Here is a 17385-nt window from a genome sequence, read left to right as displayed (position 1 = left end):
AACCCAGCTACGTCACAGGCTCGAAGTCTGGAGCGCTGGGGGCAACTGGGTTCCGGCCTTCGCCGGAATGACAACGTGGGGCTGCGCGGACTCTAACGTCTTTAGACGAAGCGGTTGATCAAATTCTCCAGCCGCTCCTGCTGCCCCGAGCGCGGCTTCGGATCGATCGCCTCGGCGACCGCCAGGTCGGCGATCCCAGCCAGGTCGAGGCCCGCGACCTGCTTGCCGAAGCCGGCGTCCCAGCCGGCATAGCGCTCGGTCTTCGCGGCATCGAGACGGCCGTCCTCGATCAGCGCGGCGGCGTTGAGCAGCCCGCGCGCGACCGTGTCGATGCCGCCGATGTGGCCGTGGAACAGGTCGGCCGGGGCCATCGACTGGCGGCGGACCTTGGCGTCGAAGTTGAAGCCGCCGGTGGTGAACCCGCCTGCGCGCAGGATCTCGACCATCGCCAGCGTCAGCTCTGGCACCGAGTTCGGGAATTGGTCGGTGTCCCAGCCGTTCTGCGGGTCGCCGCGATTGGCGTCGATCGACCCGAAGATGCCGAGCGCGCCGGCAGTGGCGATCTCGTGCTCGAAGGTGTGGCCGGCCAGCGTCGCGTGGTTGGCCTCGATGTTGACCTGCACTTCGCCCTCGAGGCCGTAGCGCTTGAGGAAGCCGTAGACCGTTGCGGTGTCGAAGTCATACTGGTGCTTGGTCGGCTCGTGCGGCTTCGGCTCGATCAGGATCGCGCCCTTGAAGCCGAGCTTGTGCTCGACGACGAGCGTCAGGAAGCGCCCGAAGTTGTCGAGCTCGCGCTTCAGGTCGGTGTTGAGCAATGTCTCGTAACCCTCGCGGCCGCCCCACAGGACGTAGTTCGCGCCGCCGAGCCGGTGCGTCGCCTCGAGTGCGTCGCGGACCTGCATGGCGCTGAATGCGAACACCTCGGGGTCGGGGTTGGTCGAGGCACCGGCGGCAAAGCGCGGGTGGCGCATTGCCTCGCCTGATTTGCTCCCGCGGCGGGGGTCGTTGCCTCATTTAAAATGCTCTCGAGATTGTTCGGGAGCGAGCTATGAGGACGGTGAGCATGGCAACGCGTACGGAGCTGGTCGCTGCGATCAGCGAACGGTACCGATCGGCTGATCGAGCAAGCAAGGGCCGGGTGCTGGACGAGTTCGTTGCGGTGACGGGATTTCACCGCAAGCATGCGATGCGGCTGATGCGGGCGGGCCCCGCGGTCACGACGGCGAACGTCCGCATCGAGCGTCGGATCTACGACGAGGCGGCCCGGACCGCGCTTATCGTGCTCTGGGAGGCGGCGGATCGGCTGTGCGGCAAGCGATTGCGACCGCTCATTCCGATCCTGCTGGAGGCGATGGAGCGCCATGGCCATCTGGACTTGGCGCCGGCGGTGAGGTCGCAGCTGACGAAGATGAGCGCGGCAACGATCGATCGCGTGCTTCGCGCCGCAAAGGCCGGTAATCGCAAACCGCGGCGACGTGGTGTCGCGGGAACGGCGCTCCGGCAAAGCGTACCGATCAGGACGTTTGACGACTGGGACAATCCGGCACCGGGGTATGTCGAAGCCGATCTCGTATCGCACAGCGGTCCGGTCGCGAAGGGAAGCTTTGCGTGGACGTTCACGTTGACTGACATCGCGACCGGCTGGACTGAGTGCGCGCCGCTACTGGTTCGCGAGCAGACGGTGCTCGTCGCGGTGCTTAGCGAGGTGCGCAGGCTGATGCCGTTCCCGCTGCTGGGGTTCGACACTGACAACGATAGCGTCTTCATCAACGAGACGGTGCGCGATTACTGCGCTGCCTCCGACATCGCGTTCACGCGCTGCCGACCCTATCGCAAGAACGACCAGGCATGGGTGGAGCAAAAGAACGGATCAGTCGTGCGCCGCCTGGCTGGCTATCGTCGCTTCGAGGGGCTGGAGGCGACCGTTGCGCTGGCTGAGCTGTACGCGGCGTCGCGCCTGTTCGTGAACTTCTTCCAGCCCTCGTTCAAGCTGGCCGAGAAGCACCGCGACGGTGCGCGGGTTCGCAAGCGCTATCATGCACCAGCGACGCCCTATCAGCGGTTGCTCGACGATCCGCGGGTATCTGATAAGACCCGGACACGCGTGCGTGCGATCTTTGCCGACCTCGATCCCGTCCGCTTGCTGCGCGATATCAGGGCGGCCCAACAGCGGCTGGTCGCCCTTGCCGACATGGTCAGCCCAGTACCGGTGAGCGAGCAGCCCGCGGCCCCACCATTGGACGCGTTCCTCTCCAGCTTGCAAACGATATGGCAGGGCGGTGAAGCGCGACCGACTGCATCCAATAAACCGGTCATCAAGCGCGGTCGTCGCCGTCCCGATCCGCTGATCGAGGTGAGCGAGCAGTTGAAGCGCTGGTTCGAGGACGAGCCGTGGCGCACCGGCAGGGAGCTGCTGGAAAAACTTCAGGTCGAGCGGCCCGACAACTATCCCGATGGCCTGATCCGTACCGTCCAGCGCCGCCTTAAGGTCTGGCGGTCCGAATACGCTCACGCACTGGTGTTCACTCATTCCGGGCTGGCGGCGGAATCTCCTACGGATACGGCGATGCCGGTGTCGGTGCTAGTCGAAGGTTGATGGGACGCTGCTCCGCTTCGCCTACGGCTCCGCTCCACAGCGTCCCATCAACCGGGAATCGACCTCGCCTGGTGATCGGCGTAGGGGAACACTCTGGTGAGGCAACGGCATCACCGCTCGGGAACATCTTCTCGTGAGGCAACACGGTGGCTAAACAGATTGGCGGTGCCCCACAGCAATTTGCGGCCCGACGATTCCTGCAGCCGCTCGAGGTCGTCGACGGCTTCTGCAAAAAAGCGGCGGTGCTCGGCGACGCTGTGCGCCTCGGCCATCACGTCGATGTCGTGGAAGCAGTAATAAGGGATGTCGAGCTTGCTGAAGAAATCGAAGGCGACGGCACGCTTCTCGGCGGCCGCGGCGGAGTCGTTGGCACCGCGATGCCACGGGCGGTTGAAGGTGCCCGCGCCGAACACGTCCGAACCCGGCCAGCAGAAGGTGTGCCAGAAGCACGCGGCGAAGCGGAGGTGATCCTCCATGCGCTTGCCGAGCACGACGCGGTCCTTGTCGTAGAAGCGGTACGCCAGTTCGTCGTGGCTGTCGGGCCCCTGGAAGGTGACGCGGGGAATGTCGCCGAAAAAGTCGGTAGCCATCGGGTGGTCCTTGTCGGGCTCAGGGGGTCAGGTCGGGAACGGCTGGAAACGGGGCGTGATCCGCGCATAGGCCTCGCAGAACGCCTGGCGCTTGGGGGCGAGGCGGTCGGCGAGGGCGGAGTCGGGCTCGATGACATGCGCGGTCGGCGGCGCGACGCAGACGTCCGCCGGGCTGCCGCCATCGACCGCAAGCTGCGCCAGCCGTGCCGCGCCGAGCGCCGGTCCGGCCTCGCCGCCGTGGAGGTAGACCAGCCGCGTGCCCATCGCGGCGGCGATCGTCTCGCCCCAGTAGCGCGAGCGTGCGCCGCCGCCGATGACCGCGAGTTCGGACACCGCCGTGCCAGCCTCGCGCAGCACGTCGAGCCCGTCGGCGAGCGCGAAGGCGACGCCCTCCAGCACTGCCTGCGCGAGGCCGTTCGGCGTGGTGTCGTTGTCGAGGCGGAGGAAGGCACCGCGGACCTCGGCATCGTTGTGCGGGGTGCGCTCGCCCGACAGGTACGGCAGGAACAGCTCGGGGCCGTTGCCGGGTCCCGCCAGTTCGGCACGCGCGAACAGCTCGGCGGCGCCGCTCGCGCCGGTCAGCCGCGCGACCCAATCGATGCACGCGGCGGCGCTGAGATGGACCGACATCTGGTGCCACAGGTCGGGCAGGCAGTGGCAGAAGGCATGGACGGCGCGCGCCGGGTTGGGCGTGAAGCGGTCGTTCGCGACGAAGATCACGCCCGACGTGCCGAGCGACAGCAGCGCCTTGCCGTCGCTGACGACACCGACGCCGGCGGCTCCGGCGGCATTGTCGCCCCCGCCCGCCGCGACCGGCACCCGGCCCATGCCCCACAGTTCGGCGACGTCCGCGGTCAGCGTGCCACTCACTTCGCTGCCTTCGAGAAGGCGCGGCATGTGCTCGGTGGTCAGCGAGCACGCCGCGAGCAGGTCCTCGCTCCACTCGCGCCGCGCGACATCGAGCCACAAGGTGCCCGCGGAGTCGGACATGTCGGAGGCCTTCTCGCCGGTCATCCGCAGCCGGACATAGTCCTTGGGCAGCAGCACGGTGCGAACCTTCGCGAACACCTCCGGCTGGTGATCGCGGACCCAGCGCAACTTGGGTGCGGTGAACCCCGGCATGGCGATGTTGCCGGCGATGGCGCGCAGCTCGGGCACCTCCGCCTCCAGCGCGGCGCACTCGGCCGCCGATCGACCGTCGTTCCACAGGATCGCCGGTGCCAGCGGTCGGTCGTCGTCGCCGAGCAGGGTCGCGCCGTGCATCTGTCCCGCCAGCCCGACGCCGCGCACCGAGCGGCGTATCGCGGGATCGATCGCCCCGACCGCGGCATTGGTCGCCGCCCACCAGTCGTCGGGGTCCTGCTCCGACCACGACGGCTGCGGCCGCTGCACGGTCAGTGCGGCGGTGCCCTGGCCGACGATCGCGCCGTGGCTGTCGAGGACGATGGCCTTGACGCCCGACGTGCCGATATCGATGCCGAGGAACATCGGCCTACTTCAGGAACGGATCGATGAGCTTGATCGTGCCGTCCGGATTGTAGAACAGCTCGGTCATCTTGACGTTGCGCAGCCGCGTCTGCCCGGACAACTGGCTGTCCGCATAGAACAGCCACCACCGCCCCTGCCACTCGACGATCGAATGGTGCGAGGTCCAGCCCTCGACCGGCAGCAGGAAATGGCCCTGGTAGGTGAACGGGCCGTAGGGGTTGTCGCCGATCGCGTAGTTCAGGAAGTGCGTGTCCCCGGTCGAATAGCTGAAGTAATACTTGCCCTTGTACTTGTGCATCCACGACGCCTCGAAGAAGCGCCGGTCGTGGTCGCCGCCGAGCAGCGGCTTGCCGGCCTTGTCGAGTATGACGACGTTGCGCGGGGCCTCGGCGAACTCGGTCATGCCGGGCGTCAGCGCGGCGACCTTGGCGGTCAGCGCCGGCTTGGTGTCCGCCTGCAGGTCGGTCTTGGAGCCGTTGGGATCGTACTTGCCGGTGGTGTTGCGCTGCAGCTGGCCACCCCAGATGCCGCCGAAATACATGTAGGACTTGCCGTCGGTGTCGGTGAACACCGCCGGGTCGATCGAGAAGCTGCCCTTGATCGGCTTCGGGCTCGCCTTGAACGGCCCCATCGGGTCCTTCGAGGTGGCGACGCCGATGCGGAACGCGCCGGCGCGATCCTTGGCGGGGAAATACAGATAGTAGGTGCCGTTCTTGTAGGCCGCGTCGGGCGCCCACATCTGCTTCTCGGCCCAGGGCACGTCCTTCACGTCGAGCGCGACCGGCCCGATCGTGACCTTGCCGCCGGGCTTGTCCATGCGCAGCGCGTGATAGTCGCGCATCTCGAAATGGCCGCCGAGGTCGTCCTCAGGCGTCGGCCCGTCGATGTCGTGGCTCGGATAGATGTAGATCTTGCCGCCGAAGACGTGCGCGGACGGGTCGGCGGTGTAGATCGAGCTGACCAGCGGCTGCGACAGGTACTTGCGCGCAGGCGGGGCCGCAGTGGCCGCCGTCGCCGCACCGACCGAAACGGCGCAGGCGAATGCCGTCACACAGCCACTGAACTTCATCGAAAACCTCCCAAGACGCCCCGCGATTGGCTCGCGCGTTCCAAGAAAGTTAGCGCTAACAAAAGGTCGGGACAAGCGCAAATGACGAGGGGATGTCGTTATCTGCAAGCGTCGCGTCCGGGCGAGCGCAGTTCCCGGCCGCAATCGGGCTACTGGCGCTCCGAGAACGACACCGGGTAAGCCGCCGACCGCACGTCGATCATCGGATCGGCGACCGCGATCCCGGCGGGCACGTTGTTCGGCAGGAACATCAGTGCCTTTTCGAGCGCCGCCTGGCTTGCTCCGAGCTTGGTGATGGTGAGCGTGCCGAGCTTGACCAGACCCGACCTTGGCGTGCTACCTGGTCCCCCAGCCCAATAAAGTGACAATTGCAGGCCGCGCCTTTGCAGAAACGACGTTGGCAGGATCAATCGGGTGAGGGTCGCGACGCACACATTGCTTTCGACCGCGATGCTTTACCCGGAGCACCCGTCCCGGTTACCCTTCGGCATGTCCCCCGGCAAATCGCCCATCACGTCCGACGGCACCGCATTCGTCGCGTTGTTGCGCGCGGTCGCCGTCGGCGGCACCGGCAAGCTGCCGATGACCGAGCTAAAGGCGATGGCCGAGGCGCTCGGCTACACCGGCGTCCGAACCTATATCGCCAGCGGGAACCTCATCTTTCGCGCCGCCGCAACCGAGGCGAAGGTCAAGGCCGCGCTCGAAGCGCGGCTCGCGGCATATGCGGGCAAGCCCGTCGGGGTCGTCGTCCGGACCGCGGCGGAAATGGCGGCCGCGCTCGCGGCGAACCCGTTCAAGGACGCCGCGCCGAACCGCACCGTGGCAATCTTCCTCGATGTGGCGCCGCCCAGCGACACCCTCGCGAAAGTCAGTGGCGGCACGGTCGAGGAGGTCCGGCTCGGCACGCGCGAGATTTACGTCCACTACGGCAACGGCATGGCGGATTCGAAGCTCAAGATCCAAGACGCCAGAGCCGGCACGGCGCGTAACCTGAACACGGTTGCCAAGCTCGCCGAACTGGCGGCCGCGCTCTAGCCACTACCAGACGTCGACGAAGCCGCGGCGTCGCGACGGCGGCGGACCCGCCGTGCGCAGCGCTCGCAGGATCACGGCGCGGGTGTCGAACGGGTCGATCACCGCGTCGATTTCGAGGTGCGCCGCGACCGAGACCGCTGCGCCGCGCGCATACATCGCCGCGATCAGCCTAGCCTCCAGCCCCTTCTGGTCCTCGGCTCCAGCCAGTTCCTTGCTGAAACCGAGGCGAACCGCGCCTTCGATGCCCATCGCCCCGAACTCGGCGGTCGGCCACGCCATCGTCAGCACCGGCTGGCGGAAGCTGCCACCGGCCATCGCCTGCGCCCCCAGTCCGTAGCCCTTGCGCACCACCACCGCGAACAACGGCACCGATAGATTGGCCCCGACCGCGACCAGCCGCGCGCCGCGACGGACCGCGGCGGTCTCCTCGCTGGCAGGCCCGACCATGAAACCGGGCGTGTCGACCAGTGACACGATCGGCAGCCCGTAGGCGTCGCAAAGCTGCAGGAAGCGCGCCGCTTTCTCCGCGCCCTCGGACCCGATCGCGCCGCCGAGCGTCCACGGATTATTGGCGATCAATCCGAACGGCTGGCCCTCGATCCGGATGAAAGCGGTCATCATCTCGAGGCCGTAGTCGCGCCGTAGCTCGAGCACGCTGCTGATGTCGGCGACGAGCTCGACCAGCACCCGCATGTCGTGCGGTCGCAACCGGTTCTCCGGGATATGGTGCCGCAGCCGACGCTGGTCGGACGCCGTCCAACCGGTCGCCGGCCCGCCGAAATACCCGAGCACCCGCTGCGCCGCGACCACCCCCGCCGCCTCGTCATCGACCAACAGGTCGACTGCGCCCTTCGCTGCCAGCATCGCTGCCGGCCCGATCGCCTCGGGGGCGAATCGCCCCAGCCCGCCGCCCTCGATCATCGCCGGCCCGCCCAGCCCGATGTTGGAGCCGCGCGTCGCGATGGTCACGTCGGACAGCCCGAAAATGATCGCATTGCCGGCGAAGCACCGCCCGGCGTTGACTGCGATCCGCGGTGCCTTGCCGTTCATCGCCGCCCAGTGCGCAAAGCTGGTCACGTCGAGCCCGGTCACCGAAATCTGGTCGGCATCGACATCGCCCGGCCGCCCCCCGCCACCCTCGGTGAAGAACACCACCGGCGTCCCGGCGTCGCTGGCAACGGCGAGCACGCGGTCGGTTTTCTTGTGGTTGAAATAGCCCTGCGTGCCCGCCAGTACGCTGTAATCATAGGCCAATACGCAGGTTCGCGCCCCGCCCACGGTGCCGAAACCGGCGACCATGCCGTCGCCGGGTGTCGAGCGGACGAGGTCGTCCTCGCTCCGCCGCTTGCGCTGCGCTGCCACCGCGAGCGCGCCGTACTCGTCGAAGCTGCCGGGGTCGAGCAGGTCCTCGACGTTGGCGCGGGCGGTTCGCAGGCCGAGGCCGGCGCGCTTCGCCACAGCGGCGGCGCGGTTCGCGTCGAACCCGAAGGCATGGCGGGCGCGGACCGCGGCAAGGTCGGGGCGGACATGGTCGAGGTCCACCGCCACCGCGATCTCGGCCTCGTCATCGCGCCCGAGATCGCGGTCGAGCCTGACAAGCGTCGCGCCCGCCTCGACGCCGCTGCCGACCCGGGCCGACACGCTGGCGACCGTCCCCGCGAAGGGCGCGGTGACGACGTGGTGCATCTTCATCGCCTCGACGGTGACCAGCGCCTGGCCGCGCGCGACCGCTTCGCCGGCAACGACGTCGACCGCGACGACCAGCCCGGAGATCGGCGCGACAATAACCCCGTCGGAGGGGGCCACGGTCGAGCCGGTGCCGATGCCGTCCAGCAACTCGCCAAGATGGTCTTCGACGAAGCGGGTGGTCGCGGTGCCGGCAACGACCTCGTCGCGCGCCAGGAGCGCGCGGACCAGCGGCAGCGAGGTTGCTAGGCCCTCGATGGCCAGCTCGGCAGCCGCCCGGCGGGCGCGCGCGAGCAGCGGCGCTCCCGCCGCTCCGGCGTGAACGATGAGCTTGGCGATGAGCGGATCATAGCCCGCGCCGACCCGGTCGCCCGCCGCGATCCCGCTGTCCAAGCGGATACCCGGCCCGCCCGGGACAGCGAGCCGCACGACCTCGCCGATCGCAGGTGACATCAGCCCGTCCGCCGTCACCGTGACGGCGTTGATCCGCAGCTGCACCGCCGCGCCGCGCGGGGTCGGGACCGGGTCGAGCCCCAGTTCGGCGAGCGAGCCTCCGCCCGCGATGCCGATCTGCGCGGCGACGAGGTCGAGGCCATACACCGCTTCGGTCACCGTGTGCTCGACCTGTAGGCGAGGGTTCGCCTCGAGAAACCAGAACGCGTCGGCCCGCACCAGGAACTCGATGGTCGCGACGCCTCGCAGGCCGATCGCGCGGCCGATGGCGATGGCGGCCGCTTCGAGATGGTCCGCGACACCGTCCACGAGCCCGGTCGCAGGCGCGAATTCGACCAGTTTCTGGCGGCGCAACTGCAGCGAGCAATCGCGATTACCGAGCGCCACGACCGCGCCACGGCCGTCCCCGACAAGCTGGACCTCGATGTGTCGCGCACGGTCGATCAGGCGTTCGGCGAACAGCTCGGGCCGCCCGAAGGCTGCGGCCGCCTCCGATGCGGCGGCTGCGAACGTGGCGCCGAGGTCGTCGCCCGGCATCGCCATCCGCATCCCGCGCCCGCCGCCGCCGTGAACTGCCTTGAGCATCGCGCCGTCGCCGGCGAGCGTTGCGACGAAGGCCACCAGCGCAGCGGAGCCAGCGAGTAGCCCCGTCGCATCGGGCACCGGCACCCCGCACTCCACCGCCAGCGACCGCGCCGCGACTTTGTCGCCGAGGCGTTCGAGCTGCACCGGCGTCGGCCCGATGAAGATTAGCCCGGCCGCTTCGACCGCGGCCGCGAATGCCGGGCTTTCGGACAGGAAGCCATAGCCCGGGTGGACCGCATCGCAGCCTAATGCGCGCGCCGCGGCGATGATCGCGGCGCCGTCGAGATAGGCCGCGACCCCCGAGCCGGGCAGGGTGACAGCCGTCGCGGCACTTCGGGCGTGCAGGCTGTCGGCGTCGTCGGCGGCATAGACTGCGACGCTCTCCAGCCCGAGGTCGGCGACTGTTCGCGCGATCCGGACGGCGATCTCGCCGCGGTTGGCGATCAGGATGCGGTTGAGGCTGGGCATGGCGCGACTGTGGCCGGTTGCCGGGCGGCGGGGAAGCCCGGCCTAGCGCCCCGCCACCGCGTCGAGGTGCGTCGCGATCAGTTCGGTCACCGGGCCGACGACCGCGGGCGGCAGGTCGTGGCCCATTCCTGCGACCACCTCGAGCCTCGCTCCGCGGATGTTCAGGGCCGTGTCCCTGCCACCAGCAAGCGGCACCAGCGGATCCCTGTCGCCGTGGATGACGAGCGTCGGCACGCGGATGCGCCTCAGCCTCGCGACGCGGCTGCCGTCGGCGATGATCGCGCCAAGCTGGCGGGCGGCTCCGGCCGGGTCGAAGCCACGGTCGTAGGCGCGGCCCAGCAGTTCGGCGAGCTGGCCCGGCGCGCGTCCGTCGAGCGGTCCGCCGATCGCGGCATACAGCCGGGTACCGCCCGCCACCGCGGCGTCGCGGCTGGCGACGGGCGCGCGCCGCAGCATCATGTTGCGCACCGTCGGTGATGGGCCGGGCAGGCCGCGCCGCCCGCTCGTCGACATGACCGAGACGAGGCTGAGGACGCGTCCGGAGTGCTCGGCGGCGACGATCTGCGCGATTATGCCGCCCATTGAGGCCCCTACGACATGCGCTTTTGCAATGCCGAGCGCGTCGAGCAACCCGACCGCATCGCGCGCCATGTCACGGAGCGAGTAGGGCATTCCGGCGGGCAGGCCGAGCAGTGCCGCGACGTATTGAAGCCGCGATGGTGGGCCGCGATCGCCGAGGTGCGTCGACTGGCCGACGTCGCGGTTGTCGTAGCGGATCACCCGGTAGCCGCGCGCCACCAGCCCCTCGACCAGCGTCTCGGGCCAGAAGATCAGCTGCGCGCCAAGCCCCATGACCAGCAGCACGACCGGCGCCGCCCGGTCACCGAAGTCCTCGTAGCACAGCTCGATACCGTTCGTGGCGATGGTCGGCATGCAGGTCCCCCGGTCAGTCGGGACCACCGTAGCCGGGCTCGAGCGCGACGCCAAAGCTGTTCAGGGCCATGCTCACCATGGTGTAGTTGCCGACCGCGAAGACAAGATCGATGACCTGCTCGGTCGACCAGGTCTTGACCAGTTCTGCCCACGTGGCGTCGCCGATGAAGTGATCGCCGACCAGCTCGTCGACGGCGCGAAGCAGCGCCCGGTCGGTGTCCGCAGGACCGGGCGCGTCGGGGCCGGCCTTGATCCAGGCGAAGTCCTCGTCGCCGAGCCCGGCGTGATCGCGGCCGATAGTGACATGGTGATGCCATTCGTATGTCGCACGGCACAGCCAGCCGACGCGCAGGATGACGATCTCGCGCTCGCGGGCGGGCAGCGTCGAGCGGAACAGCACCTGGTTGCCCCAGCGCAGGAAGCCCCGCGCCAGCGCCGGGTGATTGGCGAGCGTCTTGAAGATGTTGAACACCGGCGCGGCGCTCTCGCCCATCTCGACCGGGCGGCCGGCGACCATCTGCTCGCGCAGCTTCGGCTCCCACTGCTCGACCTCCAGTGGGGTGACGCGGGGGCGGGCGGTGCGGGGCGGAATGTCCATGCCGGATACTAGGCGGATTTAGTGGCCGTAAGCGAGGCTGGGATACCAGTCCTTGCCGCGCCCCTCGGGTGTCAGGTCGAGAATATTCCACAGCGGCGGCAGGTCGGGGCTGCCGCGCGGGTCCTGGCCCGGGTCGGCCGCGTCGCCAGTCATCTCGCCGCCCCAGAAGTGCCGGATGACGCCGTCGCTGCGGGTGAAGACGTTGAGCGCCGGGACTTCTGAGCCGTCGTCGAGCAGGCCGAAATAGTCCCTCGAATACGCGTCGTTGAGGTCGCGGTAGAGGTGCAGCCCTTGCCAGCCGCGCTCGCGCTTGAAGGCGACGAGGCGCTCGACCGGCGAGCGCGCGACGACCGCGAAGGCGATGCGCTGGTCGATATCGCCAGCGGTGCCGTCGAGCGAGCCGAGCAAATTAGTACACATCGGACAGGGCCGCTCGCGCTGCGGTCCGAACATGAAGCTGTAGACGGCGAGCGTCTGCTTGTCCCCGAACAGCCCGTCGAAGTCGGTCGGTCCGTCCTCGCCCTCGAACCGGTAGTCGCCGCGGACCTCGCCGCCCGGCGGCAGGGCGCGACGCTGTGCGGCGACGCGTTCGAGGTGGCGGCGGAGCTCGATTTCCTCGGCGAGGAGCGCGGTGCGGGCAGAGCGGTATTCGGCGCTCTCGTTCGGGAAGCGGACCGGGCTGCGGCGTGCGAGCTCGGCAGCGGGAACGAGAGCCGAGGGTGCGTTCATGCGACGGACTCCGTGGCGGAATGTCGCATCATAACACCGGCTTGCGGCCCGGTCAGCCCGTTTGAAACGAGGTTGGCGGGCGATACCGTAATGCCTCGGCAGGGTCGGCCCCCACTCCGTCATCCCGGCGAAAGCCGGGACCCATCTCCTGAGTTCGGGAGATGGGTTCCGGCGTCCGCCGGAATGACGCGAGCGTAGAGCCGATCAGACTTCGACGAGCGGCTCGTCGCTGGCGGGGGAAGCATCGTCGGCCGCGGGTGCGACCGGGATGACACCCTTGACCTTGCGGCCCTTCTTCAGCTTGGCGACACCCGGCACGATCTCGAAGCCGAGGCCGTCGTCCTTGGCATGGACCCGGACCTCGCCACCGTGGACCAGCTTGCCGAACAGCAGTTCTTCGGCCAGCGGCTGCTTGATCTTCTCCTGGATCAGGCGGCCGAGCGGACGCGCGCCGTAAAGCCTGTCGTAGCCACGCTCGATCAGCCACGCCTTCGCATCGTCGGCGACAGCGATGTGGACATCGCGCTCCTGCAGCTGCAGCTCCAGCTGGAGGATGAACTTGTCGATGACGCGCGAGACGACAGCCGGCGGCAGGTAATCGAAGGCGATGGTCGCATCGAGGCGGTTGCGGAACTCGGGAGTGAACATCCGCTTGATCGCCTCCTCGTCCTCGCCGCTGCGCTCGACCGAGCCGAAGCCGACACCCTCGCGGGCCATGTCGGCGGCCCCGGCATTGGTCGTCATGATCAGGATCGAGTTCCTGAAATCGACGGTCTTGCCGTGGTGGTCGGTCAGTTTGCCGTTATCCATGACCTGCAACAGGATGTTGAACAGGTCCGGATGCGCCTTCTCGATCTCGTCGAGCAGCAGCACGCCATGCGGGTTCTGGTCGACCGCGTCGGTCAGCAGGCCGCCCTGGTCGAACCCGACATAGCCCGGAGGCGCGCCGATCAGCCGGCTGACCGAGTGACGCTCCATGTACTCGCTCATGTCGAAGCGGGTCAGCGGGATGCCGAGGATCGACGCCAGCTGGCGCGCCACCTCGGTCTTGCCGACGCCGGTCGGGCCGGAGAACAGGTAACTGCCGATCGGCTTGTTCGGCTCGCGCAGGCCGGCGCGGCTGAGCTTGATCGCCGAGGCGACGCGCTCGATGGCCTTGTCCTGCCCGAACACCACGCGCTTGAGATCGCTCTCGAGCGTTGCCAATGCCTTGGTGTCGTCGGTCGACACCGACTTCGGCGGAATGCGCGCCATGGTAGCGATCACCGCCTCGACTTCCTTGACGCCGATCACCTTCTTGCGACGGTTCTCGGGCAGCAGCATCTGCGACGCACCGGTCTCGTCGATCACGTCGATCGCCTTGTCCGGCAGCTTGCGGTCGTTGATGTACCGCGCCGACAGCTCGACCGCCGCCTTGATCGCCTCGGGCGTGTACTTGAGGTGGTGGTGGAGTTCGTAGCTCGACCGCAGGCCCATCAGGATCTTGATCGAATCCTCGACCGAAGGCTCGTTGACGTCGATCTTCTGGAAGCGCCGCAGCAGCGCGCGGTCCTTCTCGAAGTGGTTGCGGAACTCCTTGTAGGTCGTCGAGCCGATGCAGCGGATCGCGCCCGACGACAGCGCCGGCTTGAGCAGGTTCGACGCATCCATCGCGCCGCCCGACGTCGCACCCGCACCGATGACGGTGTGGATTTCGTCGATGAACAGCACCGCATGCGGCAGCTTCTCGAGCTCGGTGACGACGTTCTTCAGCCGCTCCTCGAAGTCGCCGCGGTACCGCGTGCCGGCCAGCAGCGCGCCCATGTCGAGCGAGTAGATCACGGCGGGCTTGAGCACGTCGGGGACCGAGCCCTCGACGATCTTGCGCGCCAGGCCTTCCGCGATCGCGGTTTTCCCGACGCCGGGGTCACCGACGTACAGCGGGTTGTTCTTCGACCGGCGGCACAGGATCTGGATGGTCCGGTCGACCTCGGCATGGCGGCCGATCAGCGGGTCGACCTTGCCCTTCTTGGCCTTCTCGTTGAGGTTGACCGTGAACTGCTTGAGCGCGCTCTCGGCCTTGCCGCCGGACTTGCCCGCAGGCTCCTTCGCCTCAGGCTCTTCCTTGTCCGACGACGCCGCACCCTTGATCTGGCGGGTCTCGCCGGGGCCGGTCTTGGCGATGCCATGGCTGATGAAGCTGACCGCATCGAGACGCGTCATGTCCTGCTGCTGCAGGAAGAACACCGCGTGGCTCTCCCGCTCCGAGAACAAGGCGACGAGGACGTTGGCGCCGGTGACTTCCTCGCGGCCCGACGACTGGACGTGGAGGATGGCGCGCTGGACGACGCGCTGGAAACCGGCGGTCGGCGACGGCTCGACGCTGGCATCGGCCTTCAGGGCGCCAAGTTCGGTGTCGAGGTAGGTGGTGACCTTGGCGGCGAGGTCGTCGACGTCGACGGTGCACGCCTTCATCACCGCGGACGCATGCGCGTCGGCGGTCAGCGCGAGCAGCAGATGCTCGAGCGTGGCGTATTCGTGATGCCTCCGGCTCGCTTCGGCGAGCGCGTTGTGCAGGCTATGTTCGAGTTCACGCGTGAACGAGGGCATGGAATTCTCCCTGGGCCGCACCGGGACTCTGTGCGGCTGTCTCAGGGAATGTCACCCTGATGCAGGCAAACTGCAAGGGGGTCGCCGCACATGCCAACGGCGGCGGGGTCGCACCCCCGCCGAAAGCCCCTCGGCTAGGCGGCAACGCTGGCGTTGAACGGCAGGTCCTTGTCGGGGCGGAGGTCGCCGGGCAGACCGAGGACGCGCTCGGCGATGATGTTGCGCAGGATCTCGTCGGTGCCGCCCGCGATACGGAGGCCCGCGGACCACATGTAGCTGCCCTGCAGCCGCTCGACCTCGGGGTCGGTGCCGCCGGTGATGAAGCCCGCGCTCTCCTGCAGGTCGAGCGCGAAGGCCGCCATTTCCTGCATGGTCTTGGCGACGACGACCTTGGAGATCGACGACTCCGGCCCCGGCGTCTCGCCCTTCGACAGCGCCGACAGCGCCCGCATCTGGGTCAGCTTGATGCCCTCGTCGGCAATGTACGTCGCCGCGATGCGCTGGCGAACGTCCGAGGCGTCGATCGCGGTGCCGGCCTCGGTCTCGACGCGCTTGGCCATGTCGAGCAGGGTCTGGTAGCCCGGCGCGTGGCGGGGCTTGCCGCCGACCGCGAGACGCTCGTTCATCAGCGTCGTCAGCGCGACCTTCCAGCCGTCGCCCTCGGCCCCCAACCGGTGCGTGTCGGGGACCCGGACGCCGGTGAAGAACACCTCGTTGAAATCGCTGCCGCCCGACATCTGCTTCAGTGGCCGCGCCTCGACGCCGGGCGCGTGCATGTCGACGATGAACATCGTCAGGCCTTTGTGCTTGGGCTTAGACGGGTCGGTACGGCAGACGATGATGCCGAAGTCCGACAGATGCGCGTTGGTGGTCCAGACCTTCTGGCCGTCGATCACCCACTCGTCGCCGTCCTTGACCGCCTTGGTGCGGATGCCCGCGAGGTCGGACCCCGCGACCGGCTCCGAGAACAGCTGGCACCAGACCTCCTCGCCCTCGAGCGCCTTGGCGACGTAGCGCTCGACGACATCGGCGCTGCCGTGGGTGAAGACCGTCGGGATGCACATGCCGAGCCCGATCGAGAACAACCCGGTCGGCGCGTGGAAGCGGCTCTCCTCCTGGTTGTAGACGATCTGGTTCATCGGACCCTGGCCCTGTCCGCCCATCGATTTCGGCCAGGTGATGCCGGTATAGCCGGCGGCGTGCTTGGTCTTCTGCCAGGCGCGCGAGTGCTTGACGAAGGCGTCGCGGTCCCACGGCGTCGGGGGGAGGTCGCGGTACTCGCCGATGTTGGCGTCTAGCCAGTCGCGGACCTGGGTGCGGTACGCGGCCTCGGCGGGGGTGTCGTTGAAGTCCATCTCAGATACTCCTCAAGCCGCCGCCGCGTTGCGCCGTTCGAGCGCGCGAACCAGCCGGTCCGCCCACCAGTTCCGCGATCCCAACGACGCGACGATGGCGCGGTTGCGGCGGTAGTAGAACTGGCAGTCGCTCTCCCAGGTGAAGCCGATGCCGCCGTGCAGCTGGACGTTCTCCTCGGCGCAGTAGCTGAGCGCATCGAGGCTCGAGACCCGGGCTGCCGACGCCGCCTGCCGCAGCTCCGCGGCGCCGCTGCCGTCGTTGGCCTGCATCGCCCAGGCGCCGTGGAGGGCGTGGGCGCGGGCCAGCTCGACCTTGATGTACATGTCCGCACACTTGTGCTTGACGCCTTGATAACGCCCGATCTTCTGGCCGAACGCGGTGCGGTCCTTGGCGTAGGCGACGGTCATCTCCATCGCCGCCGCTGCCGTGCCGAGCGCCTCGAACGCGGTCAGTACCGCCGCCCGGTCGAGCCAGTCGTGATAATCCTGCGGTGTTCCCAGCGGCTCGGCGGGCGCGTTGGTCAGGGTCAGCCGGCCGTGGCGGCGGACGAGGTCGATTGTATCCTCGGTCTCGCGGACGACACCGGGGCTGGTCAGGTCGATCAGGTACAGCTGGACGCCGTCGGGACCGGTTGCCGAGATGATCGCGACGTCGGCACCGTTCAGGTCGGCGATCGGAGTTTTCACGCCGGTAATGCGGTCGCCGGTGACCTTTGCCGTGGCTGCGGCGGGGCTCAGCGCGGTGCCCTCGCCCCAGCCGGTGCAGCCGATCAGCGCGCCCGCGGCGAACCCCGTCAGCCACTTCGCCTTCTGCGCGTCGGTGCCGGCGAGCAGCAGCGCCTCTGTCGCCAGCAGCGTCGCCATGAACGGCACCGGCGCGAGCGCCCGGCCGATCTCCTCGGCCAGTACGCACGCCTCGTCGCCGCCGAGCCCGATGCCGCCGAGCGCCTCGGGGACGCGCGCCGCGGTCCAGCCGAGCTCGACCACCGCGTTCCACAGCATTGTGTCATAGGGGGCATCCGACGTCATCTGAGCCCGCGCCACCTTTGACCCGGCGCGCTCGTCGAGGAAGCGCCGCGCCTGTTCGCGCAACGCCTTCGCATCGTCGGAAAAATCGAAATTCAAGCGTGCTCTCCCCAGAGGACGCGATCACTTTACGTTAACGTCAGCCTCGCACAAGCCCCTGCGTCACCCTATCTTAGACGAGCAAC

General features: G+C 68.4%; 12 protein-coding genes and 2 pseudogenes. 2 read left to right on the top strand and 12 right to left on the bottom strand.

Annotation, left to right across the window (positions count from 1 at the left end; translation table 11 throughout):
* Nucleotides 1–101: 101 nt before the first annotated feature.
* Nucleotides 102–965: pseudogene (locus KX816_12825) on the bottom strand (xylose isomerase).
* Between the two features lie 83 nt (nt 966–1048).
* On the opposite strand from KX816_12825, the gene KX816_12820 reads away from it, so the two are divergent.
* Nucleotides 1049–2596, top strand: coding sequence for a DDE-type integrase/transposase/recombinase (locus KX816_12820; protein ID QXQ05158.1), 1548 nt, complete (start codon nt 1049–1051; stop codon nt 2594–2596).
* A gap of 146 nt (nt 2597–2742) precedes the next feature.
* Here the strand turns inward: KX816_12820 and KX816_12815 are convergent.
* The 4 genes and pseudogenes from KX816_12815 to KX816_12800 all read right to left on the bottom strand — a co-directional run bounded on the left by KX816_12815 (nt 2743) and on the right by KX816_12800 (nt 6153).
* Nucleotides 2743–3186: pseudogene (locus tag KX816_12815) on the bottom strand (xylose isomerase).
* Nucleotides 3187–3213: 27 nt separating this feature from the next.
* Nucleotides 3214–4674, bottom strand: a complete 1461-nt coding sequence (xylB, locus tag KX816_12810; protein ID QXQ05157.1) for a xylulokinase — start codon at nt 4672–4674, stop codon at nt 3214–3216.
* A gap of 4 nt (nt 4675–4678) precedes the next feature.
* A complete protein-coding gene (locus KX816_12805; protein QXQ05156.1) occupies nt 4679–5743 on the bottom strand; it encodes a glycoside hydrolase family 43 protein in 1065 nt (354 codons plus the stop codon).
* 149 nt (nt 5744–5892) lie between these two features.
* Nucleotides 5893–6153, bottom strand: a complete 261-nt coding sequence (locus KX816_12800; GenBank protein ID QXQ05155.1) for a hypothetical protein — start codon at nt 6151–6153, stop codon at nt 5893–5895.
* Nucleotides 6154–6157: 4 nt separating this feature from the next.
* Here KX816_12800 and KX816_12795 point away from each other — a divergent pair, with 4 nt between their 5' ends.
* A complete protein-coding gene (locus tag KX816_12795; protein QXQ05154.1) occupies nt 6158–6778 on the top strand; it encodes a DUF1697 domain-containing protein in 621 nt (206 codons plus the stop codon).
* Between the two features lie 3 nt (nt 6779–6781).
* Here KX816_12795 and KX816_12790 read toward each other — a convergent pair whose 3' ends face one another.
* The 7 genes from KX816_12790 to KX816_12760 all read right to left on the bottom strand — a co-directional run bounded on the left by KX816_12790 (nt 6782) and on the right by KX816_12760 (nt 17299).
* Nucleotides 6782–9970, bottom strand: coding sequence for a hypothetical protein (locus KX816_12790; protein QXQ05153.1), 3189 nt, complete (start codon nt 9968–9970; stop codon nt 6782–6784).
* A gap of 42 nt (nt 9971–10012) precedes the next feature.
* Nucleotides 10013–10903 (bottom strand): alpha/beta fold hydrolase, encoded by an 891-nt coding sequence (locus KX816_12785; GenBank protein QXQ05152.1) that lies wholly within the window; start codon nt 10901–10903, stop codon nt 10013–10015.
* 13 nt (nt 10904–10916) lie between these two features.
* Nucleotides 10917–11501: a carboxymuconolactone decarboxylase family protein gene (locus KX816_12780; protein QXQ05151.1), complete on the bottom strand. Its 585-nt coding sequence runs from the start codon at nt 11499–11501 to the stop codon at nt 10917–10919.
* Between the two features lie 18 nt (nt 11502–11519).
* The gene (locus KX816_12775; GenBank protein QXQ05150.1) at nt 11520–12230 is read right to left on the bottom strand and encodes a DUF899 family protein; all 711 of its coding nucleotides are present in this window, start codon (nt 12228–12230) and stop codon (nt 11520–11522) included.
* A gap of 204 nt (nt 12231–12434) precedes the next feature.
* The gene (clpA, locus tag KX816_12770; protein QXQ05149.1) at nt 12435–14819 is read right to left on the bottom strand and encodes an ATP-dependent Clp protease ATP-binding subunit ClpA; all 2385 of its coding nucleotides are present in this window, start codon (nt 14817–14819) and stop codon (nt 12435–12437) included.
* A gap of 134 nt (nt 14820–14953) precedes the next feature.
* Nucleotides 14954–16174, bottom strand: coding sequence for an acyl-CoA dehydrogenase family protein (locus KX816_12765; GenBank protein QXQ05148.1), 1221 nt, complete (start codon nt 16172–16174; stop codon nt 14954–14956).
* Nucleotides 16175–16186: 12 nt separating this feature from the next.
* Nucleotides 16187–17299, bottom strand: coding sequence for an acyl-CoA/acyl-ACP dehydrogenase (locus KX816_12760; protein QXQ05147.1), 1113 nt, complete (start codon nt 17297–17299; stop codon nt 16187–16189).
* Nucleotides 17300–17385: the final 86 nt, after the last annotated feature.

The sequence above is a fragment of the Sphingosinicellaceae bacterium genome, assembly GCA_019285715.1.
GTDB lineage: Bacteria > Pseudomonadota > Alphaproteobacteria > Sphingomonadales > Sphingomonadaceae > Glacieibacterium.
Note: the sequence above shows the minus strand (reverse complement) of the source record. Positions and strands in the feature narration are given on the sequence as shown.

Excerpts from the sequence above, each read along its gene's own strand:
- KX816_12820 (QXQ05158.1), top strand. The coding sequence starts at position 1,049 with ATGAGGACGGTGAGCATGGCAACGCGTACGGAGCTGGTCGCTGCGATC.
- xylB (QXQ05157.1), bottom strand. The coding sequence starts at position 4,674 with ATGTTCCTCGGCATCGATATCGGCACGTCGGGCGTCAAGGCCATCGTC.
- KX816_12805 (QXQ05156.1), bottom strand. The coding sequence starts at position 5,743 with ATGAAGTTCAGTGGCTGTGTGACGGCATTCGCCTGCGCCGTTTCGGTC.
- KX816_12790 (QXQ05153.1), bottom strand. The coding sequence starts at position 9,970 with ATGCCCAGCCTCAACCGCATCCTGATCGCCAACCGCGGCGAGATCGCC.
- KX816_12785 (QXQ05152.1), bottom strand. The coding sequence starts at position 10,903 with ATGCCGACCATCGCCACGAACGGTATCGAGCTGTGCTACGAGGACTTC.
- KX816_12780 (QXQ05151.1), bottom strand. The coding sequence starts at position 11,501 with ATGGACATTCCGCCCCGCACCGCCCGCCCCCGCGTCACCCCACTGGAG.
- KX816_12775 (QXQ05150.1), bottom strand. The coding sequence starts at position 12,230 with ATGAACGCACCCTCGGCTCTCGTTCCCGCTGCCGAGCTCGCACGCCGC.
- clpA (QXQ05149.1), bottom strand. The coding sequence starts at position 14,819 with ATGCCCTCGTTCACGCGTGAACTCGAACATAGCCTGCACAACGCGCTC.
- KX816_12765 (QXQ05148.1), bottom strand. The coding sequence starts at position 16,174 with ATGGACTTCAACGACACCCCCGCCGAGGCCGCGTACCGCACCCAGGTC.